The organism is Actinomycetota bacterium (assembly GCA_030774015.1).
In the GTDB taxonomy this organism is placed as follows: Bacteria; Actinomycetota; UBA4738; order UBA4738; family JACQTL01; genus JALYLZ01.
Map to the genome: position 1 here is coordinate 1 of JALYLZ010000176.1, position 24203 is coordinate 24203.

The following is a 24203-nucleotide window of genomic DNA, read 5'->3' on the forward strand; positions in this document are numbered from 1 at the left end:
GAGGCGGAGTCGAGGCGAGCGAGCCGGAGGCGAGGGAGACCGAGCGCAGCCGGAGCGAGTTCCCGCGAAGCGGAAAGCACTTACGCGCGCATGGCGTCGATCAGGATCTCCGCGACCTCCGGCCGGCTGAACTCCGGCGGCGGCTTCTCGCCGTTCCGCAGCATCTCCCGAACCTTCGTTCCCGACAGGATCACCCGCACGTCGTCGCCGTGGGGGCAGGTCTTCGGCGACGCCATTCCCTCGCATCGCAAGCAGTAGAACGAGTGCTCGAAGAACAGCGGCGTGATCCCGAGCTCGTCCGGCTCGAAGCTCTCGAAGATCTTCTGGGCGTCGTACGTGCCGTAGTACGAGCCCACGCCGGCGTGGTCGCGGCCCACGATGAAGTGCGTGCAGCCGTAGTTCTTCCGGCAGATGGCGTGCCAGATGGCCTCCTTGGGACCGGCGTAGCGCATGGCCGCCGGGAACACGCTCATCATGGCCCGGTCCTTCGGGTAGTAGTTCTCGAACAGGATCTCGTAGCAGCGCATCCGGACATCGGCGGGGACGTCGTCGTCCTTGGTGGCCCCCACCAAGGGATGCAGCAGGAGCCCGTCCACGATCTCCAGGGCGCACTTCTGGATGTACTCGTGCGCGCGGTGCACGGGGTTGCGGGTCTGGAACCCGACCACGCGTTTCCACCCCCGCTCCCGGAAGGCGTCGCGGGTCTCGCGCGGCGTCATGCGGTACTGCTGGAAGGTGTGGTGCTCGGGGAGCCGCAGGGCCTTCACCTCGCCGGCCAGGCACCAGTCCCCGGCCTGGTGGAGCGCCTTCACTCCGGGATGTTCGAGTTCCTCGGTCCCGAACACGGCCTGGGCCTCGGTCTCCCGGTCCCGGCGGAACGCCTCCTGCACCTCCAGGACCGCGAGCGGCTCAGCCCCCTCTCGCGCCACCAGGGCCACGGCGCCGGCCCGGCCCACCCGTTTCATCTCATCGTCGTCGACCGAGAGCGTCACCGGGATGGACCACGGCAGCCCGGAGGTCAGGTGCATGGTCTCCAGGATGGAGCGGTAGTCCTTCTCGCCCTGGAAGCCGGTCAGCGGGGACAGCGCGCCGACCGTCAGCATCTCCAGGTCGGACAGCTCCCGCTGGCCCACGTGCACCTTCGGATAGTGCTGGGCGTCCCGGGCCAGGGATTCGGCGTCCGCCCCGGCGACCAGGAGGTCGACCAGCGTTCCGCCGTGGGGCGCGATCGTGTCCTGCTCGAGCATGCGTTGGCCTTTCGAGTCGATCGGGATGGGGCCCTAGCATAGAGGCTCGGATCGGGGCTCCGAGGTGGCGGCGTCGCTCAGCTCGCCGGAGCCGCGCTCGGCATGCGGGCGAGGACCCCCGGGTATACTCCCGCGACCGGACGGAGCACTCCCCGACAACCCCGTTCCGGCCCACCAGGAGACCCCGCGTGCACCCCACCCTCCCCGAGGAACTCGTCCACACGCTGAACCAGCGATTCGAGCGAACGGATCCGAGAGACATCCTGGCCTGGCTGCTGCTGGACTCCGGCCTGGAGCGCGTGGCCGTGGCGTCGTCGTTCCAGGCCGAGGGGACCTGCGTGATGGACATGGCGGTCGCGATCCGTCCCGACGTCCCGGTGCTGTTCCTGGAGACCGGGTTCCACTTCGCGGAAACCCTGGCCTTCAAGGAGAAGCTCTCCGAGGAGCTCGGGCTGAACGTGATCGACCTGGTCGGCGAGCACACCGTGGAGTCGCAGGCGGCCGCGTTCGGCGAGCGCCTGTACGAGTCCGATCCGGCTGCCTGCTGCAACCTGAACAAGGTCGTCCCGTTCACCCGGGCCCTGCGCGACCACGACGCGTGGGTCACCGCCCTTCGCCGCGACTCCTCCCCCACCCGGGTGTCGACGCCGATCGTCGAGCAGTACGAGCTGGAGCCGGGGAGCTGGATGGTGAAGGTGAACCCGCTGGCCACGTGGACCCGCCGAGACGCCTGGGCCTACCTGGCGGAGCGCAACCTGCCCCATAACCCGCTGTACGACCTCGGATACGCCCAGATCGGCTGCGCGCCGTGCACGCGGATGGTCGTGCCCGGCGAGCACGAGCGAGACGGCCGGTGGGACGGTTCCCAGAAGGTGGAGTGCGGCATCCACGTCCACGAGGCGGCCCGCCAGGCGCTCCTCGCCGGTCCACGCGACCGGTAGCCCTCCCCGCGAACTCGTTGCGAAGTGCCACGGCAGCTCCCCCAGGAAACTCGTCGCGAAGTGGCCTCTGATCGGATCGCGAGGCGTCATGCTGAAACGACGCGCTCCTCGATCGACTTCACGATGGCGCCCCCCCCGACCTCGCCACGAGCGACGCCCATCGTGAGCTCGTAGGCATCGTCGCCGGAGAGAACGAGGCGGTAGCCGTTCAGCCTGAGGAAAACGTCCATGGCAGCGAAGGCCACGCGTTTGTTCCCGTCCGCGAAGGCGTGGGCCGTGCACAGATGGAAGAGGTACGCGGCCGCCTGGTCGAGGACCGTGGGATGGAGCATTCGCTCGCCGAAGGTGGCCGCGGGCTGGGCGAGCGCGGACTCGAGGGCGGCCTCGTCCCGGAGCCCGTGCGCACCTCCGAACGAGTCGATCAGGTCTCGGTGCATCGCGAGGACGAACCGCTTGGAGAGGAACCTACTCGGCAAGGCGACGATAGACCTCGGCGCGCTCTCGCTTCGACGCGAGGTAGGCCAGTGCCGCCTCGATCTCCTCGCGCGAGCTGCCGGGCGGTGTCACCAGCAGCGTGTTTCCCGCGAGTTCGATCTCGACGTCGGAGTTGCCCTCTATGCCGAGGAGCTCCAGCACCTCGCGAGGAAGGATGAGCCCCCACGAGTTCCCGATCCTGGTCAGCCGGCGTCGCACGGGCGCGATTCTAACATCGTTCTAACGGGTGAACGGCCCCCGCAAGGTCGGCTCCCGCCCTCTGAAGCGGAGTCCGTCTCAGGAGCGCCGTGGAACGATGAAGGTCACGTTCGAGACAGTGAACAGCAGCTCGCCGAGGTCGCCGTCGATTCGGACGCCCCGGTAGGTGAGGCCGGGCACCACCTCGGGCAGCTTCAGGGACACGCTCACGCCTCCCGAGCGAAGGACCAGTGAGCCGTTCTCGATCGCGGGCTGCACCGCGACCTCGCCGGGGACGCTGTCTCCCGACACCCGGACCTCGCCGCCGGCCAGCCGCACCGTCACCGGCACCCCTTGGCTGCGAAGCGCCTCGGTGATGTCGGCCCCGGTCATGGCCACCGATCCGCTGCCGCTACGGGCCCGGATGGAGCCCTCGTGCTTCGACAGGAAGACCTGGCTCGGCGAGAAGCGGATGTCGCGAAGGTCGAGCGTGGCCGACTCGAAGTGCACGCCACCCGACGTGAACGAGTCCGCGTGCACGGACGCGGAGGGGATGTGGCCGGACGCGACCTCGGGGATGAAGAGCACGCCGCCGAACGACACCGAGGCCGTTTTCGACAGATGCAGCGAGCGCTGGAGCTGCCCGCCCACCCAAGACTGGGCCCAGAACCGGGCACCGACGTCCGCCGCGACGTACACGACGAGCAGGACCGCCAGCGCGACGAGCAGCTTGCGCATCGCTCGGCTGGGTCAGCCCACGATCCAGAGCGCGTCGCGCTCGACCGTAACCGTGAGCCGCTCCCGGGTCCCCAGGTAGTCGCCGTCCACCTGGAGCGGGAACGGCGAGCTCCCCTCGATCTCGACCTCCGTCGCGTCGTGGACGTAGTCCATGTCCCTGCGCTTGACGTGCTTCCCGGAACCGAACAGCTGGACGATGAGGCGAAGGGCCGAACGCCTGGCCAGGCGCCGCGCGGTCAGCACGTCGAGCCCGCCATCCAGCGAGGCCTGCGGTGTCACCTTGATCCCCCACCGCTTGTAGTACGTGTATGGATTGCTCCGCCCGATCAGCACGCTGATGGCCTCGACGGGCTCCCCTCCGTCCACCCGAACGGTCAGATCCGGGTCACGGCCCGCGTAGCTCAACAGCGCCGAGCGGAGCACCGCGGAGAGCGCCGCCCGCTCGTAGGCCTGCTTCGAGGGAGCCTTCGCCTCGTCCACGCGGGCCATGGCCAGGGCGTCCAGCCCGATCCCGCAGGCGAACGCGAACCGCCGTCCGCCCGCGTTCCCCACCGGGACCAGCCGCCCTCGCCCTTCCAGGGCCCATCCGATGAGCAGGCCCGTCGCCTCCACGGGGTCCTCCGGGATGCCCAGGACCCTGGCCAGGACGTTGGTCGCCCCGCCGGGGATGATCCCGAGGCCCGCGTCGGTTCCGGCCAGCCCGTTGATGGCCTCGTTCAGCGTTCCGTCTCCGGAGAACACCACCACCAGGTCATAGCCGTCGGCCGCGGCGGCGCGGGCGAGCTCCATGGCGTGGCCCCGCCCGGTGGTCTCGTCGACGTCCAGCTTGAAGTCCGCGGCCAGGGCCTTCTCGATGACGTCGAGCTTCGCGCGCGACACGGTCCGGGCCACCGGGTTCACCACCAGCAGCACCCGCTGGGGCCGGGGGCGGCCGCTTCCGCCCGAGACCGGCGGAAGCAGGGCGACCTCCTCGGTGCCCTCCAGCCGGCGGTCGAACGAGGCTCGCTCGCCGTCCACCACCACGGTCCCGGCCCGGGCGATCTCGCCGAACCGCGACCCGTACTTCTCGGAGAGGGCCCCGACGAGGTCCTGGACGCTGTCGCCGTGGACGTCGACCGTCGAGGTCCCGGCCAGCTCCCGAAGCGCCGCGAACAGCCTCACGCTGGCCACGGCAGCTCCCACGTGGCGTAGATGAACCGCGCGACCCGCTGGGCCAGCTCGTCGGTGAAGCCGTCCTCGGCGTGGCCGAAGGGCCGGGCCAGCAGCAGCCGCTTCGGCGAGCCCGCCCGGCGATACAGCCGCCAGGCCTCCTCCTCGTCGAAGAAGTGGTCGTCGCGGCCGTGGACGATCAGCAGGGGCACCGGAGCGATCTTTCCCACCAGGTCCTCCGGCGACTCCGGGCGCTCCCACGTTTCGGGGAGCCGCACGCCGGCCGCTCGCATCAGGCGCCGCCCCCGGGCCGAGCCGGTGAGCCAGGTCATCCGCCGGATCGCCGCGGAACGGTGGCCGTCCCACCGCGCTGGCGTGGAGATCGCCACCACCGCGTCGACCCCGCCCACCAGCGCGGCGTGGCGGATCACGGCGATGCCCCCCATCGAGCCGCCCACGGTGGCGACGTTCGCGTGGCCGTCTGCGCGCACCCGTTCGACCACCGCGGCGACGTCGTCGACCTCGAGGGTCCCGAAGGTGGTGACGCCCTCGCTCTCGCCGTGTCCGCGGAAGTCGAACCCGTAGACGGTGAACCACCGGGCCAGCGCGTCGGCGAACTGGGCGGGCCTGGGCTTGCGGTGCCAGCCGGAGAACCCGTGGCAGAGCACGATGGCCGGCTCGGCGTCGCCGACCCGCGTGCCGGATAGCGTGACGCCGTCGACCGTCGTCACCTGGAAGCGTTGCGCGGGGCCCGTGAACTCGCGAGACAGCGCGCGGGAGAGCGATGGCATGCCGGAACGATACCGCGAGCGCTTCGGATCCACTCCCGGTGCCTCGACGGCCCGCCGGCCCCCGAGCGATGGCCGGTCTGCTACCCTCGCGGCGGCTGTGGCCCGGCTCGTTCTGCTCTCCGATCGTTCCCCCGAGCAGGCGCTTCCTTCGGTGATGGCCGGCGGCCTCGACCTGAAGGTAGAGCCCCTGTCGGTGGACTCGCTCGCCCGGCTTCCGGACCTCGGACCCGAGGCGGTTCTGGTCGACGCCGGCGCCGATCCCGAGGCCGCCCACGCCCTCCTGGAGACCCTGGTGGCTGCCGGCAGCCACGTTCCCGTCGTGGCGATCGTCCAGCGCCGGGACCTGGAAGCGTTCGGGTGGGAGCTGGTGGCGGACGAGCTGCTGTATCCGGACGCCTCGGCCCCGGAGGTCCAGGTTCGCCTGGCCATGCTCCGCCGCCGGACCGGCGGGGCCGCCGAGGGCGCGATCCGCCTGGGGCGCCTGATCCTGTCCGCCGACACCTACCAGGTCACCGTGGAGGGCCGGCCGCTCGACCTCACGTACAAGGAGTTCGAGCTCCTGCGGTTCCTGGCCTCCCGGCCCGGGCGGGTGTTCACGCGCGCGGGGCTGTTGCGGGAGGTGTGGGGCTACGACTTCTACGGAGGCACCCGGACCGTGGACGTGCACATCAGGCGCCTCCGCGCCAAGCTCGGCCCCGAGCACGAGCACCTCATCGAGACGGTGCGAGGAGTGGGGTACCGGGCGGCGGACCTCCCGCCCGATCGGTCCTGACGCGACCCGTTACGCGGCTCGGGGACCCTCGTGCCCGGCCGGACGAAGGCGCGTCCGCAGGTGGTTGTTCACGTCGAAGACGCCGGGCGTGGCCCAGGCGTCGTCGTCGGCCGCGCGCCGGGCGATGGAGGAGGACACCTCGCCCGACATGGTGACCACGGCCTCCAGGACCTCGACCCGGATGGCCTCCTTGCGGGTGAACGGGTCCTCGCGCAGCCGGTCGACCAGGAGGGCCCGGATCTCGCCGTCCGTGGGCCGCCCCGCCCACGACGCCCCGAGCCAGGAGTACTCGTCGAATCCCGACGACCGCGTGCCCATGCCACCTCACCTTCCCCGCGAGCCCCGTCGGCCCGCGTTCGATGACTGGCGCCGCTGTCGTCGGATGCCGGCAGGCGTGACGGTGGACCGGCGGTCACGGCTCGGGGGGTTTTGTCCCCGCGAAACGAAACGGAGAAACCGAACCAAGCGTCCATTCCTTCCCGCTTGAACCGGTGAGACCGGCGAACGGAGCGGGTATGGTCGGGACCGGATGGGTGCCGTCGACGCCGCCGCCGAAGGGCTCCGAAGCCTGGCCGCCGAGCTCGAGCACGTCGTGTCGCAGGGCGCGGACCGGGCCGAGGCCTGGCTGACCTCGCCGGCGGGACGGCGGTTCCGCAAGAACGCGGCCCGGGCCGTGCTGATCGGCACGCCGCTGCTGTTCCGGCACCGGTTCTTCCGGTACACGTGGACGGGACGGCTGATCGAGCTGGCCGGCGGCGCCGCCCTGCTGATCAAGCTGGCGGAGGCCATCCGGGATTGGGAGCCCGAGCTGTCGCCGGGCTCCTCCGCGGAACCGGCTGCGGGACCCGCCTACTCCTGAGGCTCGGGTTCGGGGCGGTCGCCGCGTTCCTTGCGGATCAGCGCGATCAGGTCGGGGTCCACCAGGCTCACGGTCATCAGGGTGTCCCCGATCTGCACCACCTCGTCCCCGGTGAGCTCCACCTTGCCCTGGGGGTCGGCCGTGGAGAACCCCAGCGGCGCCCGGACCCGGTGCCCGTTCACGAACGTGCCGTTGGCCGAGTCCAGGTCCTGAAGTGTGGGGCGGCGCCCCCGCAGGCTCACCTTGGCGTGGGCGCGGGAGGCCTTGGGGTCGTCCAGGACCAGGTCGCACGAGGTTCCCCGGCCGATCACGAACTCGTCGCCCGAGACCTCGACCGTGGTCCCACGATGCTCGCCCGACTGTACGGTGAGCCACAGCTTCGGCGCCGACACGAACGTCTTCGACTCGTCCACGGCCATCCCTTCCGACGGCCCGGAGCGTCGCCCATGCCCACCCGGCCTGTCAACGTCCGCCCGATGCACCGCGTCACCAAGAATTAACGCCGCGGAAACCATGCCGTCACCGCTGCGGCGGTAGCCTGCCCGCGACCGCCGAGCAGCGAAGGGGGAGCCCATGACCACGCCCAAGGACGTCCTGAGCATGGCCAAGGAGGCCGGAGCTCAGATCGTCGACCTGCGGTTCTGCGACCTTCCCGGCCTCATGCAGCACTTCTCCATCCCGTTCTCCGCGCTGGACGAGGAGGGATTCGAGATCGGGTTCGGCTTCGACGGCTCCTCCATCCGCGGCTTCCAGGAGATCCAGGAGTCCGACATGCTGCTGCTGCCGGACTCCGAGGCCGCCTACATGGATCCCTTCCTGGAGCACCCCACGCTGGTCGTGCACTGCTTCGTGAAGGACCCGGTGACGGGCGAGATGTACTCGCGGGACCCCCGCTACATCGCCAAGAAGGCCGAGCTGTACCTGAAGCAGACCGGGATCGCGGAGACGAGCTACTGGGGACCGGAGTGCGAGTTCTACATCTTCGACTCGATCCGGTTCGACCAGAACCAGCACGAGGGCTACTACCACATCGACGCCATCGAGGGCGTGTGGAACTCGGGGAAGGACGAGCCCGGCGGCAACAAGGGCTACAAGCCCCGGTACAAGGAGGGGTACTTCCCGCTTCCGCCCATGGACCACTACCAGGACCTCCGCAGCGAGATGCTGTTGAAGCTCCAGGAGGTCGGGATCACCGTGGAGGTCCAGCACCACGAGGTCGGCACGGCCGGGCAGGCCGAGATCGACATCCGCTACGACACGCTGCTGCGGACCGCCGACAACGTCATGAAGTACAAGTACGTGGTCAAGAACACGGCCCGCCAGCGCGGCAAGACCGTGACCTTCATGCCCAAGCCGATCTTCCAGGACAACGGCTCCGGGATGCACACGCACCAGAGCCTGTGGAAGGAAGGCGAGAACCTGTTCTGGGACGAGGTCGGCTACGCCGGGATCAGCGACATGGCCCGGTGGTACATCGGCGGGCTGCTCACCCACGCCCCGGCCCTGCTGGCGTTCGCGGCGCCCACGACGAACTCCTACCGGCGGCTGGTCCCGGGCTACGAAGCGCCGATCAACCTGGTGTACTCGCAGCGCAACCGATCGGCCTGCGTGCGGATCCCCGTGTACTTCAAGACGCCGGCGGCGAAGCGCCTCGAGTTCCGCTCGCCGGACCCGTCGTGCAACCCGTACCTGGCGTTCGCGGCGATGCTCCAGGCCGGGCTGGACGGGGTGAAGAACAAGATCGAGCCGCCCGACCCCATCGACAAGGACCTGTACGACCTCCCGCCCGAGGAGGCGGGGCAGGTCAGGCAGGTGCCGGGGTCGCTCGAGGAGGTGCTGGACGCCCTGGAGGCCGACCACCAGTTCCTGCTGGAAGGCGGCGTGTTCACCCAGGACGTCATCGACACCTGGATCGAGTACAAGCGCAAGAACGAGCTGGACCAGGTGCGGCTTCGCCCACACCCCTGGGAGTTCTCGCTTTACTTCGACATCTAGGCACAGACCAGCCCAAGTCGGGCACATCGAGACGGGCTCATACCCCGTCTCGATGCTTTCTCGGGCAGGCTTGGGGGTGCCCCGGGCGTGAGACGGCTACGTCGAATGACGTGGCCGGGAAAGCGCCGATGGGCCATTGTGCTTCCCCCGCTCCCTCGGCTACGGTTTCCTGGCACCACACATCGATGGCCCGCAATCGACCAGCGCCGGGGGGTGATCCGATGGACGAGCAGAGCGAGTCCAAGTGGCTCGACCTCTCCGGAGTGGACAGCGAGCTGGGAGAGAACTCCCACGGCGATCCGGAGGGTATCGGGGGAGCGCAAGACCAACCCTCGGCGGATGCCCTTCCGGCCTCCCGGCCCATGCCGAGCGAGCTCGTCCAGCGCGTGGCCGATACCGCCAACATGATCGAGCTTTTGATGCGCGACCTGTGGACCCAGGCGGAGCAGGAGAGCGAGAGCATCCGCGACTCCGCCCGCCGGCAGGCCGACAACATCCTGGCCGACGCCCAGCGGGCCGCCCGCCGGACCCTCGAGCAGGCCCGGGACCGGGCCGAGGTCATCGTGGGGGCGGCCAAGATGGAGGCCACCAAGGTCGCGGGCGACGCCGAGCGGCTGGCCCGCGAGTTCCTGGGACGGCTTTCCTCGCTGGTGACCCCGTCCGAGATGGGTTCGGGGGCCGAGACCTCCCCGGAGGCCCCGGAACGCCCGAACTCCTACTGACGGGCCGGAGACGACCATGGCGCCCCGCGGATACCGGAAGTACCGCTTCCGGCTGTGGCGCCGCCGCCTGAAGGCCCAGTATCGGGGCCGCGTCACGCACCAGGCGCCTGAGGGGCTGCCCTACGAGGAGCCCCACCAGGAGGAGTCACCGCGCTTCGAGGAGTCCCGCCAGGTGGAGCCCCGCGAGGCCCTGCTCTTCCCCGAGTCGCACCACGAGCCGCCGCTGTTCCCGGAGCCACGCGAGGAGACCCCGCTCTTCCCAGAGTCGCACCAGGAGCCGCCGCTCTTCCCGCCGCCACGCGAGGAGGCCCCGCTCTTCCAGGACACGCCCCTCTTCCAGGACACGCCACGCGAGGAGGCCCCGCTCTTCCAGGACACGCCCCTCTTCCATGAGGCCAACTACCAGGCGCCGGCCGAGCGAGCCCGGGACGAGGCCTACGAGATCCTGGCCCAGGCTCGGCAGACCGCCACGGAGATCGTGCGGAATGCGCAGCAGCGCGCCGACGCCATCCTGACCTCCGCCCGCACCCAGGCCCAGTTCCTGTCCTCGGAGACGAGGAACCTGTCCCAGGAGTTCCTGGACAGCCTCCGCCTGCTGGGCCACCGGGCCCCGGCCCCGGGCAAGGCCGACGAGCCCACGGAGATCGTCCGGCGGCTCTCGGCGTCCCCTCCGACGCGCCCGGACATCCCGGGCCGGAACGACGAGGGCCGTCCGTCGACGAACGGATCCTCGAACGGCGGCGGCGAGGCCGGCGCGACCAGGTTCCGGCAGCCGGGTGGGGTCGTCGGCGACCCGTCGGAGCCGGGCCCCGCGGCCTGAGCCCGGCAGCCCGCGCCCGACCCTCCCTTACTCGTCCTCGCCGTAGAACACGCGCTCCATGGCCCGCCGGGCCCGGCGGGTGATCCGCCGGTAGTCCTCCAGGAAGGCCTGCCGCGGGTACTCCTCGTAGCCCAGCCTCCGGGCCAGCGCCACCTGGTCCTCCGGGGCGGGGGGGACGGCCTCGGCGTGGACCCGGCGATCCACCTCCAGCGCGTCCTTCACGTCGGACAGGAACGTGAATGCCTCGCCCAGGGCCAGCGCCACGCTGTCCTCCATGAACCTGGCCGCGGCCAGGGCCTCAATGGCGTCGAGGGTCCGGCGGGTCCGGACCTCGGGGTGCTCGCCGCCGTGGCGCATCAGGGCCAGCTCCACGGCGAACTGCACGTCGGCCAGGCCGCCGTACCCCACCTTGAAGGCGAACCGGGCCGCCTCCGGGGGGCGGACCCGTTCCCGTTCCATCCGCACCCGCATCCGCCGGATCCCCGCGGTCCAGGATGCCGGCAGCTGTTCCGGATAGGCGAAGTCCCCGGCCAGCGACTCGAACCGCCGCCCGAGCCCCGGGTCACCCGCGACGAACCTGGCCCGCACCAGCGACTGGAACTCCCAGGGCTCGGCCCATCGCTCCCAGTACTCCAGGAACGCGGCCACGGAGCGGGCCAGCGGGCCGCTCCGTCCCTCCGGCCGGAGGTCCGGATCGGGCTCCCAGCCGGCCTGCCGGATCCCGGCCAGGACGCGCTCGGCCCCGCCGGCGGCTTCCCGGAAGGCCTCCGGACCCTCGCCCTCGTACACGAAGACCAGGTCCAGGTCCGAGGCGAAGTTCAGCTCCTCGGCCCCCAGCTTGCCCAGCCCGATCGCCGCGAACGGCACCCGGGGGCCGGCCGCGGCCACCGCCTCCGCCACCACCCGGTCCGCGATCCCGGCCAGGGACAGACCGACCTCCTTCGGTCCGAGCTCCCGGGCCGCGTAGCCGGCCACCACGCCGACCAGCCGGGCGTCGAGGTCCGGGTCGCCGCCGGCCGCCGGCGCGGCGATGTCGGGGCGGCCCACCATCAGGTCCGTGGCGAAGGAGCTGGCGGCGACGACGTGGGCCAGCCGGCGGGCCAACCCGGGGTCGGTGGCCAGCCGGTCGGCCAGGTCGGGACGTTCCGCCATGGCCCGGGCCACCCGCTCCAGCCGGGTCAGCGCCGCGTCCGGGTTCGCCGCCAGGGCCAGCGCGGGCGCCATCACCGGGAAGACGTGGGCGAGGACCTTCCCCAGCCGGGTCTCCGGGTCCACCAGCCGGTGCAGGACCTCGAACGCGGGCGCGGGGCCGCGAAACCCCAGCCCGGCCAGGAGCTCCTCGGTGGCCGGCCGGTCCAGGCCGGGCCGGGGAACCGGCGGCCCGGCGAACGCCTCCAGCAGCGGACGGTAGAACAGCCGCTCGTGGAGGCCCCGGACCAGCTCGGTCTCCCGTTCGTAGGCCCGGGCAAGCTCCTCGGGCCCGGACAGGCCGAGGGACCGGGCCAGCCGGGAGCGGGCGGGACGGTCCTCCGGCAGCTCGTGGGTCTGGAGGTCGCGGACCATCTGGAGACGGTGCTCCACGCGCCGGAGGAACCGGTACGCGTCGGCCAGTGCGCGGGCGTCCGATTCGGCCACGTAGCCCTCGTCGGCCAGGACGCCCAGCGCGCGCAGGGTGTTGGGCTCCCGCAACCGCCGGTCCCGCCGGCCGTGCACGATCTGAAGGAGCTGGACGGCGAACTCGACGTCGCGGATGCCGCCCCGGCCCCGCTTGACCTCGACGGCCTCCTTGCCCCGAGCTCGCACGTACTCCTCGATGCGGACCTTGGTCCGCCGGACCTCCTCGATGGCACCCGGGGCCAGCTCCGCCGGGTACACGAACTCCGCGACCGCCTCCACGAACCGCCGCCCCAGCGCGAGGTCGCCCGCCACGGGACGGGCCTTGAGCAGCGCCTGGCGCTCCCACGTCGCGGCGTGCGAGGCGTAGTAGTCCACGGTGGCCTCGAAGGACCGGGAGAGGGCCCCACCCCGGCCCCCTGGGCGGAGCGCCGCGTCGACCCGCAGCGCCGTCCCCTCCGCGGTGGGCTCGGACAGCAGCCGGATCAGGGAGGTCGCCGCGGCCTCCGCTTCCTGCTGCGCCTCCGGCCCGCCGCCGGGGTGCAGGAACACCACGTCGACGTCGGAGGCGTAGTTGAGCTCCTCGCCTCCCAGCTTCCCCAGGCCGATCACGGCGAGGCCGGACCCCTCGGCGGCCCGGGACAGGCAGGCTTCCGCCACCGCGCTGATCTCGGCGACGACCTCCTCCAGGCCCGCCCCCAGGAGGTCACGCGCGGCCACCCGGAGCATGGCGCGGAACCGGAACCGCCGAAGACCGGCCTCCGGCCCCAGCCGGACGATGTCTGCCTCGAGCTCCCGATCGAGCTCTTCGCGCCCCCGGGCCTGGAGCTCGGCGAGCGCCTCGACCTCCTCCGGATGCGCCACCAGGAAGTCGGCGGCCGCGCGGGAGAACCCCAGCAGCACCACGGCGGGGCGGAGGACCTCGGGCCGCGCCAGCGCCTCGCGGGCCACGTCGTGCTCACCGACCCTGGACAGCTGGAGCCGGGCCAGCTCGGGGTCGGGAGCCTCGGCCAGTGTCCGGCCGAGGACCTCGGGCGTCAGCACGGCGGCGTCACCACGGGGGCGCCGCCTCGTGGCCGAAGCGCGTCACAGCAGCGGGAAGTACCGCTCCACCTCGAACGGTGTGACCTGGGTGCGGTAGTCCTCCCATTCGCGTTGCTTGTTCCGGAGGAACCACTCGAACACGTGCTCGCCGAGCGCCTCCGCCACCACCTCGTCGTCGGCCATCTCCCGGATCGCCTCCAGCAGGCTGTCCGGGAGCGAGGTGATGCCGCTGGCCCGCCGCTCGTCCTCGGGCATGGCGTAGATGTTGTCCGTGGCCTCCGGCGGCGGCTCCAGTCCCCGGCGGACCCCGTCCAGCCCGGCCGCCAGGACCGCCACGAACGCCAGGTAGGGGTTGCAGGCCGGGTCGATGGCCCGGTACTCGATGCGACAGGCCCGCTCGTCCTTGGGACGGTCCGCGGGGATCCGCACCAGCGCCGAGCGGTTGCGGTGGGCCCAGCACACGTACACCGGCGCCTCGTAGCCGGGAACCAGCCGCTTGTAGGAGTTCACCCACTGGTTGGTGATCGCGGTGATGGCCCGGGCGTGCTCCAGGATCCCGGCCACGAACGCCCGCCCCACCTCCGACAGGCCTCCATCCGATTCGGAGTACAGCGCGTTCCGCTCCCCTTCCAGCAGCCGGAAGTGGGTATGCATCCCGGAACCCTGCACGCCCGCCGCGGGCTTCGGCATGAACGACGCGTGCAGGCCGAGCTCCTGGGCGACCTCTTTCGCCACCAGGCGTAGCGTCATGAGGGAGTCGGCCATGGCCAGCGCGCCGTCCGAGGCCACGTCGATCTCGTGCTGCGAGGGGGCGTCCTCGTGGTGGTACATCTCCACCCCGACCCCCAGGGCTTCGAGGGACAGCGTCGCCCGGCGGCGGAACTCGTCGGCCGCGCCGGCCGTGGTGAGGTCGAAGTACCCTCCTTGGTCGAGAGGAACCAGCTCCCTCGAGGACGACGACAGGAAGAACTCCACCTCCGGCGCGGCCTCGAACCGGTAGCCCATGGCCTCGGCCCGGTCGAGCCCCCGTCGCAGCACGCCGCGCGGATCGCCCTCGAACGGGGTCCCGTCCGGATGCAGGACGTCGCACAGCACGCGGGCCACGGGTTCCTCGCCTCTGGGCCAGGGCAGCAGCCGGAACGTGGACGGGTCCGGGCGGGCCAGCATGTCCGCCTCCTCGACCCGGGCGAATCCCTCCACCGCGGACCCGTCGAACCCCACGCCTTCCCGGAAGGCCCTGTCCAGCTCCGCGCCGGGGATGGCGAACGACTTCAGGAATCCGAGGACGTCCGTGAACCACAGCCGGACGAAGCGGACCCCTCGTTCCTCGACCTCCGCCAGCGCCCGCTCGGCCGCGTCGTCCATGCGGGCATGGTACGCCCGGCCCATGGACCCTTCTCGGATTCGCGAAGCCTTCGCCCTTCGCTATCCTCGTCCGACTCGAACCAGGGGGAGCAGGTGATCAAGCACCAGATCAAGGGAAACGCGAGCCAGATGATCGTGTGCCAGCTGGACCAGGGGCAGACGGTCTATTGCGAGGCCGGGAAGTTCCTGTGGAAGACGGTCAACGTGGGCGTGGAGACCCGGTTCACGACGCACGAGCAGGAGGAGGCCACCAAGGACAAGGGCCTGCTGGGCAAGGCCATGGGCGCGGCAGTGCAGGTGGGCAAGCGCGCGCTGGCCGGCGAGTCGCTGGCCGTCCAGTACTTCACGCCGGCGGGCGGCTCCGGCCTGGTGGCGTTCGCCGGCATGCTGCCGGGCGAGGTCCGCGCCATCGAGCTCGACGGCTCGAAGGGATGGACGGCGGAGAAGGACGCCTTCGTGGCCGCGGAAACGACGGTGAAGTTCGACATCAAGTGGGCGGGGTTCTCGGCCGGGCGAAAGGGCGGCGAGGGCTTCATCCTGGAGCGCTTCACCGGTTCCGGGACGCTGTTCATCGCGGGCGCGGGGAACTTCATCGACCTGAACCCTTCGAGGTACGGCGGCAAGATCCAGGTCGACACCGGCTGCGTGGTGGCGTTCGAGGATGGCATCACCTACGGCGTCGAGCGGATCGGCAAGTTCGACGCGAAAGGGATGAAGACCGCGTTCTTCGGCGGCGAGGGGATGTCGCTGGCCACGCTGGAGGGCGACGGCCAGGTCATCCTCCAGTCCGTCAACATGGTCGCGCTGGCCCGCACGCTGGTGCACGCGTCGGGCCAGGCCTCCACGGAAGGAACCGCGGGCTCCCTCCGGGGCCTGCTGGGAGGCAGCACCGACTAGAAAGAGAGGGGTGGTCGCAGATGAGCTTCCTGGACAAGGTGAAGCAGGCCGCGGAGAAGGCGGCCGAAGGAGCGAAGAAGGGTACCGCGCAGGTGCGCGAGAAGATGGAGCTCTCGCAGCTCCGCAAGAAGGCCGACGAGGACGCCAGGCAGCTCGGGTACCTGATCGTGCGGGAGCGGGAGGGCACGCCCGCCGGCGAGGAGACAGACCGGCTGGTCCAGGAGATCCAGGCCCTGGGGGCCCAGATCGAGGAGGCGGCCGAGGAGCACGCCGCCACCGAGGCCGCTTCCGCCTCCGCCTCCGCGTCCGGCGACGGTGGGGCCCAGCCCGCGCCGGTGGACGTCACCCCGGGCGAGGCCCCGCCGATGCCGGGTGAGCAACCGGCGCCGCCACCTCCCGCTCCGCCAACGTCCTCCTCCGAGGCCGCGCCGGGCGACTTCAAGCTGGACTGACGGATCACCTGGCGCCTCCGCCGGGACGGCGTGGGCGGGACGCCCGGGTAGACTCCCGCGGCGTGCCCACGGTCACGCTCGTCTCCTTCGCCGGCCGGGGCGGCGCCGGCGACGACCTCGCCCTCCATGGAACGGTCCAGGCCCTCCGCGAGCTGTCCCCGGACGCGAGCCTCACCGCCGTGGTGGCCGCTCCCGATGGCGTCCGGGCGTTCCTCGATCCGGCCGTTCGCCTGGTGGAGGGACCGCTCCGGACGCTCGGTGCGACCGGCGCCGCAACGAGCGGCGCGCTTCGCGGCCGGCGGACTGCGCACGCCGCGGAGCGCATGCTCGACGCCGCCCTGGCGGGGGGCGATGCTCCGGCCCCGATCCGCGAAGCGGTGGAGGCCGCCGGCTCCTCCGACCTGGTGCTGCTGCTCGGAAGCGGGTACCTCAGCGACCGCCGGCCGCTGGAACTGCTGGCCGCGGGGATGCTGGCGGAGGCGGCCCGCCGCCGCGGGGTCCGCTACGCGCTGTTCGGGCACTCCGTCGGCCCGTTCGAGCGGGGCGGACCGCTTCCCAGGGCCAGGCGCCTGCTCGAGGGTGCGGAGCGGATCGCCATCCGCGAGCCGCGCTCGTCGTGGGAGGTCGGGGCGCTGCTCCGGGGACGTTCCGCGGACCTCCTGGGCGATCCGGCCTTCCTGCTTCCGCGAGCCGGGCCGGCGGCGGAGTGGCCGGCCCGCATCCTGGCGAACTTCCGCGGGGTCACCAGGCTGGTCGAGTACCGGAAGGCGCCCGACGAGCCGGGCCTGACCCTGGCCGACGGCGTCTACATGGTGGCGAGGCAGCTTCGCGCCGACGTGAGCTACGTCGAAGCCGGCACGCCTCCTGCGTGGGACGACCGGGCCGGCAACGAGGTCATCGACCGGGGCGTGCTGCCGGCCGTCGAACGCGGCCCCCGCTTCGCCCCCACCGCCGGAGGGCCGGCCCTCCCGCCCGCCGCCGTCGCCGTCTCGACCGTGCCCGAGCTCTGCGCGTGGGCGCTCGCCAACGGGCTCCCGGCCGTCGGCGTGGCCCTCACGCCGCACGACCGGCACGAACTCCGGGGCCTCATGGAGCTGTTCCAGCGTCCGGACTGGGTGTGGGTGCCGGAGGCCGAGTTCGGCATCTTCGACCTGTCGGGCCGGGCGGTCCAGGCCGCGAACGACCCGAACCGTGCCGAGCTCCACGAGATCGCCGACGGCCTGGCCGTCAAGCAGCGCGCCTGGCTGGCGTCGCTGGTGTCGTCGTGAGTGCGGCTCGCGCTCTACTCGGCGAGGGCCTGCGGGACCACGTCGAAGCCGAGCCTCGAGGCTGCGTCCGACAGCCTGGCATCCCAGCACGCGAAGATCGTCTCCCGGACCGCTCCCTCCGTGACCAGGCTCGCAGAGGCCAGATGGATGGCGTCGGCCGCTCGGAGCCGGTGCTCGTGTGCCAGACGGGCGGCGCTCCGGCTCAGTGCATCGTCGAGCTCGACCACCAGCAGGTCGGTCCACCGGTCGTCGACCTCCTTCGACGCGGCGGCGACCTGCCCCGAGGTGAGACGACCATCCGCCCGGCCACGCGCGAAGGCCGAGTGCAGCTCGACGAAGGCGATCCGGGAGGTCGTGGCCGAACCTTCCGCCGCCAAGAGCTCGAGAACGCGATCCGATCCCTCTTCTGAGAGGAACGCCTTCACCAGCGCGCTCGTGTCCAGGTAGAGGGTCAGCGGCGATCCTCGGCCACGTAGTCCGAGAACGGACGGCCGGGCCTGGGACGAATCAAGCTCTCCGGAGGCCGAAAGGCGCGCCCCGACCAGCTCACCCGACCCTCCGTCATGAGCTTCGCGATGCGATCGGGAACGTCTGCCGGAAGGATGCGCGCCACCGGCCTGCCTCGCTCGGTGACCACAATCGTCTCCCCCTCCTTGACCCGCTTCAGGTAGCGGGAGAGCGAGTTCTTGAGCTCGCGAACTCCGACGTTCATGTGGCTACATTACCAGCGAAGTGGCCATGAAGGTGTGGCCCGGCGTGCCGGTGAGAATTAACGGCCGCGTAACCGTGCCCGCCGGGTCGCTCGGCTACCCTCGGGACCATGACGCTCTCGAACGAAGCGGAGTTCGTGCTGCGGACCGTGGAGGACCGCGGCATCCAGTTCATTCGCCTGTGGTTCACCGACGTCTTGGGGATCCTGAAGTCCTTCGCCATCACCCCGCAGGAGCTGGAAGGGGCGCTGGCCGAGGGCATGGGCTTCGACGGCTCCTCCATCGAGGGGTTCGCCCGGATCCAGGAATCGGACATGGTGGCCCGGCCGGACCCGTCGACGTTCCAGATCATCCCGTACCGGTCCGAGCAGCACGTGGCCCGAATGTTCTGCGACATCCACCAGCCCGACGGGACACCATTCGACGGCGACCCGCGCGGCGTGCTGAAGCGGCAGGTGGACCGGGCGGCGGAGCTCGGGTTCACCTTCTACGTCGGCCCCGAGCTCGAGTACTTCTACTTCAAGGACTCCGCCGGGACCGAGTTCCTGGACCAGGGCGGCTACTTCGACCTCACGCCGCTCGACGTGGCCACCGACTACCGCAAGCGCACCGTCCAGTACCTGGAGGCCATGGGCATCCCCGTGGAGTACGTGCACCACGAGGTGGCGCCGTCGCAGCACGAGATCGACCTCCGGTACACCGACGCGCTGTCCATGGCCGACAACGTGATGACCTACCGGCTGACCGTGAAGGAGGTCGCCCAGGAGTTCGGCGTGTACGCGACCTTCATGCCGAAGCCGGTCCTCGGGGTGAACGGCAGCGGGATGCACACCCACCAGTCCCTGTTCGAGGGTGAGCGCAACGCGTTCTTCGACTCCACCGACGAGTACCACCTGTCCAGGGTGGCGAAGGGCTACATCGCGGGGCTGCTGGCCCACGCGCCCGAGATCACGCTAGTGACCAACCAGTGGGTCAACTCCTACAAGCGGCTGGTGCCAGGGTACGAGGCGCCGGTGTACGTGTGCTGGGCCCGCCGGAACCGCTCCGCGCTGGTCCGGGTGCCCATGTACAAGCCGGGCAAGGAGTCGGCCACGCGGATCGAGTTCCGTTCCCCGGACCCGGCCTGCAACCCCTACCTGGCGTTCGCGGCGATGCTGGGTGCCGGCCTGGCCGGGATCGAGGGCGAGTACGAGCTGCCCCCAGAGGCCTCCAACAACATCTACGAGATGAGCGGCGAGGAACGCCGCGCGGCCGGCATCGCGTCGCTCCCGGAAAGCCTGCACGAGGCCATCCAGGCCGCGGAGCAGTCGAAGGTGCTGCGCGATGCCCTGGGCGAGCACGTCCACGAATGGCTGATCCGGAACAAGCGCGAGGAGTGGGACGCGTACAAGGGCTACGTCACCCCCTACGAGCTGGAGCGCTACCTCCCCGTCCTGTAGCCGGCCGCCGCCCGTGTGCCGTCGCTCGGGCCGGGCTGGCGCTTGACCCTTCGACAGCCGATGCTTAGACTGTCTGGGTAATGCGATCCGATTTGCTACGCGGTCACCTCGACCTGCTCGTGCTGTCCGTCGTTGAGGGCGGAGCCACCCACGGCTACGCGATCGCCGAGGAGCTGCGGAGCAGGAGCAGCGGCGAGTTCGAGCTGCGCGAGGGGACCCTGTACCCCGCCCTGTACCGGCTGGAAGGCGCGGGGCTGCTGGCCAGCGAGTGGCGGGAGGCCGGTGGCCGGCGCAGACGCGTCTACCGGCTCACCCGGGCAGGACGGCGAGCGCTCGCAGGCAGGAGGAGCGAGTGGACGGCCTTCTCCCGCGCCGTGTCGCGAGTGATCGGAGCGACCCCGTGACCAGACCCCGCCTGACCGACGCGTACGTCGAGCGGCTGGCGATGCTGGGCCGCGCGGCGGGGATCGATCCCCAGCGGCTCGCGGGCGAAGTGGCGGACCACCTCGAGGAGGCATCCGCGCGCTACCGGTCGATGGGGATGGCACCGACTGATGCGGAGCGGCGAGCCATCGAGGAATTCGGTGAGGCGGAGGACATCGTGGCCGCGGTGGCCTCGGAGGCGAAGGGAGGACGCATGGCGCAACTGGCCAGAACGACGCGTACCGTGGCAACGGCGGGCGCCCTGGTCGCCAGCGCCACTCTCGCGAGCATCCACATGGACTGGGACTCGGCGGCCGCGGGGACGCCGGTCCAGGTGGCGGTGGTGGCCGCCGGCATCGTGCTCGGAATCTCGATCCTGGCGCTCGTCGGGGTTCACGTGAGGTCCAGCCTGGACCGCCCACGGACGGCTCGCGCCGTCACGTGGATCATGGCCTGCGCGGCGCTCGGCACGCTCTCCACCTGGGGTGGCAGGGTCGACCTCGGACCGGCCCATTTCCACATGAACGGCCGGCCGTACCTGGCCTCGGTCGCGTTCCTGGCTCTTCTGGTCGCGTGGACCGCCCGCTGGATGCGATTCCGGGAGGGAACGGGGCTGGGCCTCCTCGTGGCGGGCGGACTCTCCCTCCTGTTGAACGGCGCCCTCAGCGGGGACTGGCGACCGCTGGGAGCCATCGGCGAGGGCCAGGCGAACCTGGGCATCGAGCTCATCCTGATCGGCTGGCTCCTCCTGGCCGCCTCGTGGGTCGCCGGTCCCGGCGGCACCGCGGTCCGGGCCCGCGCCGGGCGCTGGCTCGTCTCGGCCGGCGGGCGGTTGGCGCCGACCCCGGCCCCGATGCCGGAGACGGAACCCGGGGCCAACCCGTAACCTCCTTCGCGTGCCGGCCGAACGGATCGCGAACGGGCTGTTCCGCGTCCTGAAGGGCTACGTGAACGCGTACCTGTTGGAGGACGCGGGCGGGCCGGTGCTGATCGACTGCGGGCTGCCGAAGCGGGCCGATCGGATCGCCGACGCGATCCGGGAGACCGGCCGGCGGCCGGAGGACGTCCGCCACATCCTGCTCACGCACCATCATCTCGACCACACCGGCAGCCTGGCCGTGCTGGCGGCACGGACCGGGGCCGCCGTCTACGTCCATCCGGCCGACGCGCCGGTCGTCTCCGGCGCGTCGATGCCACCGCCGCCCAACCGGGCCAAGCTCTCCGGACGGACCCTGGGGCCGCTGCTCGTCAGGATCGGCCCGAAGCGAGCGGACCCGGCGAAGGTGGACCGTGAGCTGGTGAACGGCGAGGAGCTCCCCTTCGCGGGAGGCGTGCGGGTCGTCCACACCCCGGGCCACACCGCGGGCCAGACCTCGTTCCTGCTGCCGCGGGAGGGCGGGATCCTGATCGCCGGCGACGCCGCCAGGGCCGTCGGCACCAGGGTTGGGCCGCCGGTCGGAGCCGTGTTCGGCATGTTCACGGAGGACCTGGCCGAGGCGAAGCGGAGCTTCCGCAAGCTCGCCGAGCTCGACTTCGAAGTGGCCGTGTTCGGACACGGCAACCCGATCCGCTCGGGGGCCGCCGACGCCTTTCGCCGGGCGGCGGCTCGCTTGCCTTCCTGAACGCCGCCGCTCCCATCCGAAATCCGCTGGTCACGGCGCAAAAATTCGACCGTCGTCGGATGTTTGGCCCTCCCCCGTGTGGGGAACGAGTGGCGCGCATTCGTCCGCACAGGGAGGGGGGAACATGCGCGCCTCGCGTCGTCGCACCGCGTTGTTCGCGGTGCTCTGCGTTCTGGCGGTGTTCACGGCGGTCCAGGCCAACGCCGCCACGCCCAGCTCGGGCACCATCGGTGAGCAGCCCGATCCGTCTTCGGTGCCGTGGACAGGTCCGGAGGGGACGTTCCTGGTTCCCGGACCAAACCCCACCAATTGCCAGGACGAGGGCGACCCGTCCCAGTACGACCACTTCGCGCTGACCGTGGACGTGACCCCCGACTACTGGCTGACCCACGCCGGCGGGGCCATCGTCGAGATCGACTGGAACGCGCCGGTGGACGACTTCGACCTGTACGTGTGCCAGAACGGCGTCGACGTCAAGCACTCCGCCAACGGCGAGACCACCAAGGAGCAGGTGTTCATCCCCGCAGCCTCCGGCGTCTACGACATCCAGGTCGAGTACTACCAGGACGTCACCGGAGAGGGGTACTCCGGCACCGCCACGTTCGACACGCACCCCGGCTCGGGCGGCGTGCTGTTCGACAGCTCGAACCCGCCGTCCTTCCAGGCCGCGACCATCGTATCGGCGCATTTCCTGGGAGCCGAGCCCCAGGAGACCATCGAGCGTCCGGTGCTGGGCGGCCAGCCCGGAGCCGTCAGCCCGAACCGGATGTTCGTCGACTGGCCCCTGTCGTCCCGGACCGAGATCGGGCAGATCAGCCGGTCGCTCGACGGCGGCAACACCTTCCGCCTCCTGCTGGACCTGACCTGCGCGGAGCGGAGCCGGCCGGACTGCACGACCGGCGGCGGGGGCGACACCGAGGAGGACGTGAACCCGTACAACGGGCAGCTGCTGTTCGCGGACCAGGAAGTCGTGGTGAACGAGGCCCTGGCCAGCTCCGTCGATCACGGCGACAGCTTCCCGGTGGACCGGCAGTTCTCCGTGACCGACGTCCCGGACGTGGACCGCCAGTGGATCGGTGTCATCGACCCCAGCATCTTCTCGGTGAACGACGTGCCGGTTCAGGGATTCCTGGCCTACCACCAGCCGGGAACGGACCAGATCATCCTCGGCATCGGCGAGGACGGGGTCCCCATCCCGCAGCCGATTCCGCAGGTGCCCCTGGTGGGCCAGAGCGGCCAGATGCGCGTGGACAACACCAACGGTCCGGGGCGGGGATGGATCTACCAGCCGTTCCGGGCGTACATCCAGCCCGACCTCACCATCGGCCAGTTCAAGGTGGCCACGGCCTACGGGCCAAACTACCAGGACCCCCTGGCCTGGCACGTCAGCCAGATCACGGAGGACAGCCCGACGATCTTCCCGTGGCTGGCCCTGGACAACCACGGGAACGCCTACGCCGTCTGGGTCACGGACGGGCGGGTGTTCCTGTCCACCTCGCCCATCGACGACAAGTCGAACGACCCCCAGCTCGGGGGGATCCCCGGCTCGTACTGGAGCCCGGAGGTCGACATCACCCCGCCGGGCGTGGGAAGTACGGTGTTCCCGGAGGTCATCGCCGGGAACGTGGGACGCATCGCCGTGGCCTTCGACGGCACCACGGACTTCAGCGGCGTCTCCGACGACGCGCCCGACGGGACGCCCTGGAACACCTACGTCGAGGTCATCACGAACGCCCTGGGCCGGGGCGGCCCCGCCGTGTCGGACGTCGGCATCGCCAACCACCGGGTCATCCACCACGGGAGCATCTGCACCAGCGGGACGACGTGCACCGGTGACCGCTCCCTGCTGGACATGATCGACGTGAACTACGACACGGCCGGACGGGTGGGCGTGGTGTACACAGACAACAACAGCAGCTTCGCCACGGACAACCCGGGCAGCCCGACGACGAGCCGCTCGCCGTTCGTGCACTTCGCCAAGGAGCTGAACGGGCCGTCGTTGCTGAGCGGCAACCCCTTCGTGGCGGGCGTCGTGCGAACGAACTCAGCCCCCGACCCCATGGGCGACGCGACGTGGCCGAACACCGCCGCCGGGCAGAACCTGCCGTCGCTCGACGCGGTCCGGGCCAAGATCCACGTGAACGGCGGGAACCTGGTGGCGTCGATCAAGCTGGCCGACGCCACCGTGGCGGGGATGCAGCGGGACCTCGCCGCGTACAACACCGTGCCGTCGACGGACGCACCCGCCCAGCGGCTCCAGTACGTGCTGCGGTTCGACACCCCCGACGACATCTTCTTCACCTCGATGGAGGTCATGTCGGACGGGACCTTGCGGTTCTTCGGCGGCAAGATGGACGAGAACGACCGGATCGTGAACCCGGCGTCCGGTGGCGCCGTCGCGGCCGGCTACAACACCGACCCCGGCGTCAACGTCCTCGGCCGGATCAACAGCCAGGGTGCCATCGTGATGCGGGTTCCGCTGGCGGACCTCGGCCTGTCGGCCGGCACGCCGTACTACTCGGCGACCGGTTTGGCCATGGCGGGACCCCTGGAGCAGGCTCAGACCCTCTTCACCATGATGCGTACGGTGGACGCCACGCCACCGTTCGACGGGCACCTGTAGGAGCGGACGGAGCGTGTGGGGCGGGGCTCGGCCCCGCCCC

General features: G+C 71.1%; 24 protein-coding genes and 2 pseudogenes. 13 read left to right on the forward strand and 13 right to left on the reverse strand.

What is annotated here, in order from left to right:
- Positions 1 to 80 precede the first annotated feature (80 nt).
- On the reverse strand, positions 81 to 1247 hold the full coding sequence (sat, locus tag M3Q23_17380; protein ID MDP9343823.1) for a sulfate adenylyltransferase: 1167 nt from the start codon (positions 1245 to 1247) through the stop codon (positions 81 to 83).
- Positions 1248 to 1435: 188 nt separating this feature from the next.
- Between sat and M3Q23_17385 the strand changes: the two genes are divergently transcribed.
- Entirely contained in the window at positions 1436 to 2188 is a 753-nt protein-coding gene (locus M3Q23_17385) for a phosphoadenylyl-sulfate reductase (protein MDP9343824.1), read from the forward strand.
- 86 nt (positions 2189 to 2274) lie between these two features.
- On the opposite strand, the gene M3Q23_17390 is transcribed toward M3Q23_17385, so the two are convergent.
- From M3Q23_17390 to M3Q23_17410, 5 genes are all read right to left on the reverse strand, one after another.
- Positions 2275 to 2664: a type II toxin-antitoxin system death-on-curing family toxin gene (locus M3Q23_17390; protein MDP9343825.1), complete on the reverse strand. Its 390-nt coding sequence runs from the start codon at positions 2662 to 2664 to the stop codon at positions 2275 to 2277.
- On the reverse strand, positions 2654 to 2881 hold the full coding sequence (locus M3Q23_17395; GenBank protein MDP9343826.1) for an AbrB/MazE/SpoVT family DNA-binding domain-containing protein: 228 nt from the start codon (positions 2879 to 2881) through the stop codon (positions 2654 to 2656). Before M3Q23_17395 ends, M3Q23_17390 begins: the two co-directional genes overlap by 11 nt.
- Before the next feature lie 78 nt (positions 2882 to 2959).
- Complete coding sequence (locus tag M3Q23_17400) at positions 2960 to 3598, reverse strand: DUF2993 domain-containing protein (protein ID MDP9343827.1); 639 nt, start codon at positions 3596 to 3598, stop codon at positions 2960 to 2962.
- A gap of 12 nt (positions 3599 to 3610) precedes the next feature.
- Positions 3611 to 4768: a MoaD/ThiS family protein gene (locus tag M3Q23_17405; protein ID MDP9343828.1), complete on the reverse strand. Its 1158-nt coding sequence runs from the start codon at positions 4766 to 4768 to the stop codon at positions 3611 to 3613.
- Positions 4756 to 5538 carry a lysophospholipase gene (locus M3Q23_17410; protein MDP9343829.1) on the reverse strand — a complete coding sequence of 261 codons (783 nt, stop codon included), beginning with the start codon at positions 5536 to 5538 and terminating at the stop codon, positions 4756 to 4758. Before M3Q23_17410 ends, M3Q23_17405 begins: the two co-directional genes overlap by 13 nt.
- A 406-nt stretch (positions 5539 to 5944) precedes the next feature.
- On the opposite strand from M3Q23_17410, the pseudogene M3Q23_17415 reads away from it, so the two are divergent.
- Positions 5945 to 6280, forward strand: a pseudogene (locus tag M3Q23_17415) (response regulator transcription factor).
- A 39-nt stretch (positions 6281 to 6319) separates the two neighbouring features.
- Here M3Q23_17415 and M3Q23_17420 read toward each other — a convergent pair.
- Positions 6320 to 6628 carry a BON domain-containing protein gene (locus tag M3Q23_17420; GenBank protein ID MDP9343830.1) on the reverse strand — a complete coding sequence of 103 codons (309 nt, stop codon included), beginning with the start codon at positions 6626 to 6628 and terminating at the stop codon, positions 6320 to 6322.
- Between the two features lie 211 nt (positions 6629 to 6839).
- Here M3Q23_17420 and M3Q23_17425 point away from each other — a divergent pair, with 211 nt between their 5' ends.
- A complete protein-coding gene (locus tag M3Q23_17425) occupies positions 6840 to 7169 on the forward strand; it encodes a hypothetical protein (protein ID MDP9343831.1) in 330 nt (109 codons plus the stop codon).
- Here M3Q23_17425 and M3Q23_17430 read toward each other — a convergent pair.
- Positions 7160 to 7582, reverse strand: coding sequence for an FHA domain-containing protein (locus M3Q23_17430; protein MDP9343832.1), 423 nt, complete (start codon positions 7580 to 7582; stop codon positions 7160 to 7162). The two genes, M3Q23_17425 and M3Q23_17430, sit on opposite strands and share 10 nt — an antisense overlap.
- 160 nt (positions 7583 to 7742) lie before the next feature.
- Here M3Q23_17430 and glnA point away from each other — a divergent pair, with 160 nt between their 5' ends.
- The 3 genes from glnA to M3Q23_17445 all read left to right on the forward strand — a co-directional run bounded on the left by glnA (position 7743) and on the right by M3Q23_17445 (position 10706).
- A complete protein-coding gene (gene glnA / locus M3Q23_17435) occupies positions 7743 to 9164 on the forward strand; it encodes a type I glutamate--ammonia ligase (GenBank protein MDP9343833.1) in 1422 nt (473 codons plus the stop codon).
- Between the two features lie 221 nt (positions 9165 to 9385).
- On the forward strand, positions 9386 to 9886 hold the full coding sequence (locus tag M3Q23_17440) for a hypothetical protein (protein ID MDP9343834.1): 501 nt from the start codon (positions 9386 to 9388) through the stop codon (positions 9884 to 9886).
- 16 nt (positions 9887 to 9902) lie between these two features.
- Entirely contained in the window at positions 9903 to 10706 is an 804-nt protein-coding gene (locus M3Q23_17445) for a hypothetical protein (protein ID MDP9343835.1), read from the forward strand.
- Between the two features lie 27 nt (positions 10707 to 10733).
- Here M3Q23_17445 and M3Q23_17450 read toward each other — a convergent pair whose 3' ends face one another.
- Together M3Q23_17450 and M3Q23_17455 are read right to left on the reverse strand one after the other, a co-directional pair.
- Entirely contained in the window at positions 10734 to 13364 is a 2631-nt protein-coding gene (locus tag M3Q23_17450) for a hypothetical protein (protein MDP9343836.1), read from the reverse strand.
- A gap of 42 nt (positions 13365 to 13406) precedes the next feature.
- The gene (locus M3Q23_17455; GenBank protein ID MDP9343837.1) at positions 13407 to 14729 is read right to left on the reverse strand and encodes a glutamine synthetase family protein; all 1323 of its coding nucleotides are present in this window, start codon (positions 14727 to 14729) and stop codon (positions 13407 to 13409) included.
- A gap of 129 nt (positions 14730 to 14858) precedes the next feature.
- On the opposite strand from M3Q23_17455, the gene M3Q23_17460 reads away from it, so the two are divergent.
- The 3 genes from M3Q23_17460 to M3Q23_17470 all read left to right on the forward strand — a co-directional run bounded on the left by M3Q23_17460 (position 14859) and on the right by M3Q23_17470 (position 17346).
- Complete coding sequence (locus M3Q23_17460; GenBank protein ID MDP9343838.1) at positions 14859 to 15626, forward strand: AIM24 family protein; 768 nt, start codon at positions 14859 to 14861, stop codon at positions 15624 to 15626.
- Positions 15627 to 15646: 20 nt separating this feature from the next.
- Positions 15647 to 16078 (forward strand): hypothetical protein, encoded by a 432-nt coding sequence (locus M3Q23_17465; GenBank protein MDP9343839.1) that lies wholly within the window; start codon positions 15647 to 15649, stop codon positions 16076 to 16078.
- 62 nt (positions 16079 to 16140) lie between these two features.
- A complete protein-coding gene (locus M3Q23_17470; GenBank protein MDP9343840.1) occupies positions 16141 to 17346 on the forward strand; it encodes a polysaccharide pyruvyl transferase family protein in 1206 nt (401 codons plus the stop codon).
- 14 nt (positions 17347 to 17360) lie between these two features.
- Here the strand turns inward: M3Q23_17470 and M3Q23_17475 are convergent, their stop codons facing one another.
- Together M3Q23_17475 and M3Q23_17480 are read right to left on the reverse strand one after the other, a co-directional pair.
- Positions 17361 to 17771, reverse strand: a complete 411-nt coding sequence (locus M3Q23_17475) for a type II toxin-antitoxin system VapC family toxin (GenBank protein ID MDP9343841.1) — start codon at positions 17769 to 17771, stop codon at positions 17361 to 17363.
- 26 nt (positions 17772 to 17797) lie between these two features.
- Entirely contained in the window at positions 17798 to 18058 is a 261-nt protein-coding gene (locus M3Q23_17480; protein MDP9343842.1) for a type II toxin-antitoxin system prevent-host-death family antitoxin, read from the reverse strand.
- A gap of 108 nt (positions 18059 to 18166) precedes the next feature.
- On the opposite strand from M3Q23_17480, the gene M3Q23_17485 reads away from it, so the two are divergent.
- Positions 18167 to 19495: a glutamine synthetase family protein gene (locus tag M3Q23_17485; GenBank protein MDP9343843.1), complete on the forward strand. Its 1329-nt coding sequence runs from the start codon at positions 18167 to 18169 to the stop codon at positions 19493 to 19495.
- A gap of 80 nt (positions 19496 to 19575) precedes the next feature.
- The gene (locus tag M3Q23_17490) at positions 19576 to 19899 is read left to right on the forward strand and encodes a PadR family transcriptional regulator (GenBank protein ID MDP9343844.1); all 324 of its coding nucleotides are present in this window, start codon (positions 19576 to 19578) and stop codon (positions 19897 to 19899) included.
- A gap of 183 nt (positions 19900 to 20082) precedes the next feature.
- Here M3Q23_17490 and M3Q23_17495 read toward each other — a convergent pair.
- A pseudogene (locus M3Q23_17495) lies at positions 20083 to 20265 on the reverse strand (hypothetical protein).
- Positions 20266 to 20814: 549 nt separating this feature from the next.
- Between M3Q23_17495 and M3Q23_17500 the strand changes: the two are divergent.
- Both M3Q23_17500 and M3Q23_17505 read left to right on the forward strand, forming a co-directional pair.
- Positions 20815 to 21540: an MBL fold metallo-hydrolase gene (locus tag M3Q23_17500; protein MDP9343845.1), complete on the forward strand. Its 726-nt coding sequence runs from the start codon at positions 20815 to 20817 to the stop codon at positions 21538 to 21540.
- 124 nt (positions 21541 to 21664) lie between these two features.
- Complete coding sequence (locus tag M3Q23_17505; GenBank protein ID MDP9343846.1) at positions 21665 to 24163, forward strand: hypothetical protein; 2499 nt, start codon at positions 21665 to 21667, stop codon at positions 24161 to 24163.
- Positions 24164 to 24203 lie beyond the last annotated feature (40 nt).

Coding starts and splice junctions, on each gene's coding strand:
- glnA (MDP9343833.1), top strand. CDS start 7,743: ATGACCACGCCCAAGGACGTCCTGAGCATGGCCAAGGAGGCCGGAGCT.
- M3Q23_17480 (MDP9343842.1), bottom strand. CDS start 18,058: ATGAACGTCGGAGTTCGCGAGCTCAAGAACTCGCTCTCCCGCTACCTG.
- M3Q23_17400 (MDP9343827.1), bottom strand. CDS start 3,598: ATGCGCAAGCTGCTCGTCGCGCTGGCGGTCCTGCTCGTCGTGTACGTC.
- M3Q23_17505 (MDP9343846.1), top strand. CDS start 21,665: ATGCGCGCCTCGCGTCGTCGCACCGCGTTGTTCGCGGTGCTCTGCGTT.
- M3Q23_17420 (MDP9343830.1), bottom strand. CDS start 6,628: ATGGGCACGCGGTCGTCGGGATTCGACGAGTACTCCTGGCTCGGGGCG.
- M3Q23_17440 (MDP9343834.1), top strand. CDS start 9,386: ATGGACGAGCAGAGCGAGTCCAAGTGGCTCGACCTCTCCGGAGTGGAC.
- M3Q23_17455 (MDP9343837.1), bottom strand. CDS start 14,729: ATGGACGACGCGGCCGAGCGGGCGCTGGCGGAGGTCGAGGAACGAGGG.
- M3Q23_17485 (MDP9343843.1), top strand. CDS start 18,167: ATGACGCTCTCGAACGAAGCGGAGTTCGTGCTGCGGACCGTGGAGGAC.
- M3Q23_17465 (MDP9343839.1), top strand. CDS start 15,647: ATGAGCTTCCTGGACAAGGTGAAGCAGGCCGCGGAGAAGGCGGCCGAA.
- M3Q23_17490 (MDP9343844.1), top strand. CDS start 19,576: ATGCGATCCGATTTGCTACGCGGTCACCTCGACCTGCTCGTGCTGTCC.
- M3Q23_17445 (MDP9343835.1), top strand. CDS start 9,903: ATGGCGCCCCGCGGATACCGGAAGTACCGCTTCCGGCTGTGGCGCCGC.
- sat (MDP9343823.1), bottom strand. CDS start 1,247: ATGCTCGAGCAGGACACGATCGCGCCCCACGGCGGAACGCTGGTCGAC.
- M3Q23_17460 (MDP9343838.1), top strand. CDS start 14,859: ATGATCGTGTGCCAGCTGGACCAGGGGCAGACGGTCTATTGCGAGGCC.
- M3Q23_17410 (MDP9343829.1), bottom strand. CDS start 5,538: ATGCCATCGCTCTCCCGCGCGCTGTCTCGCGAGTTCACGGGCCCCGCG.
- M3Q23_17425 (MDP9343831.1), top strand. CDS start 6,840: ATGGGTGCCGTCGACGCCGCCGCCGAAGGGCTCCGAAGCCTGGCCGCC.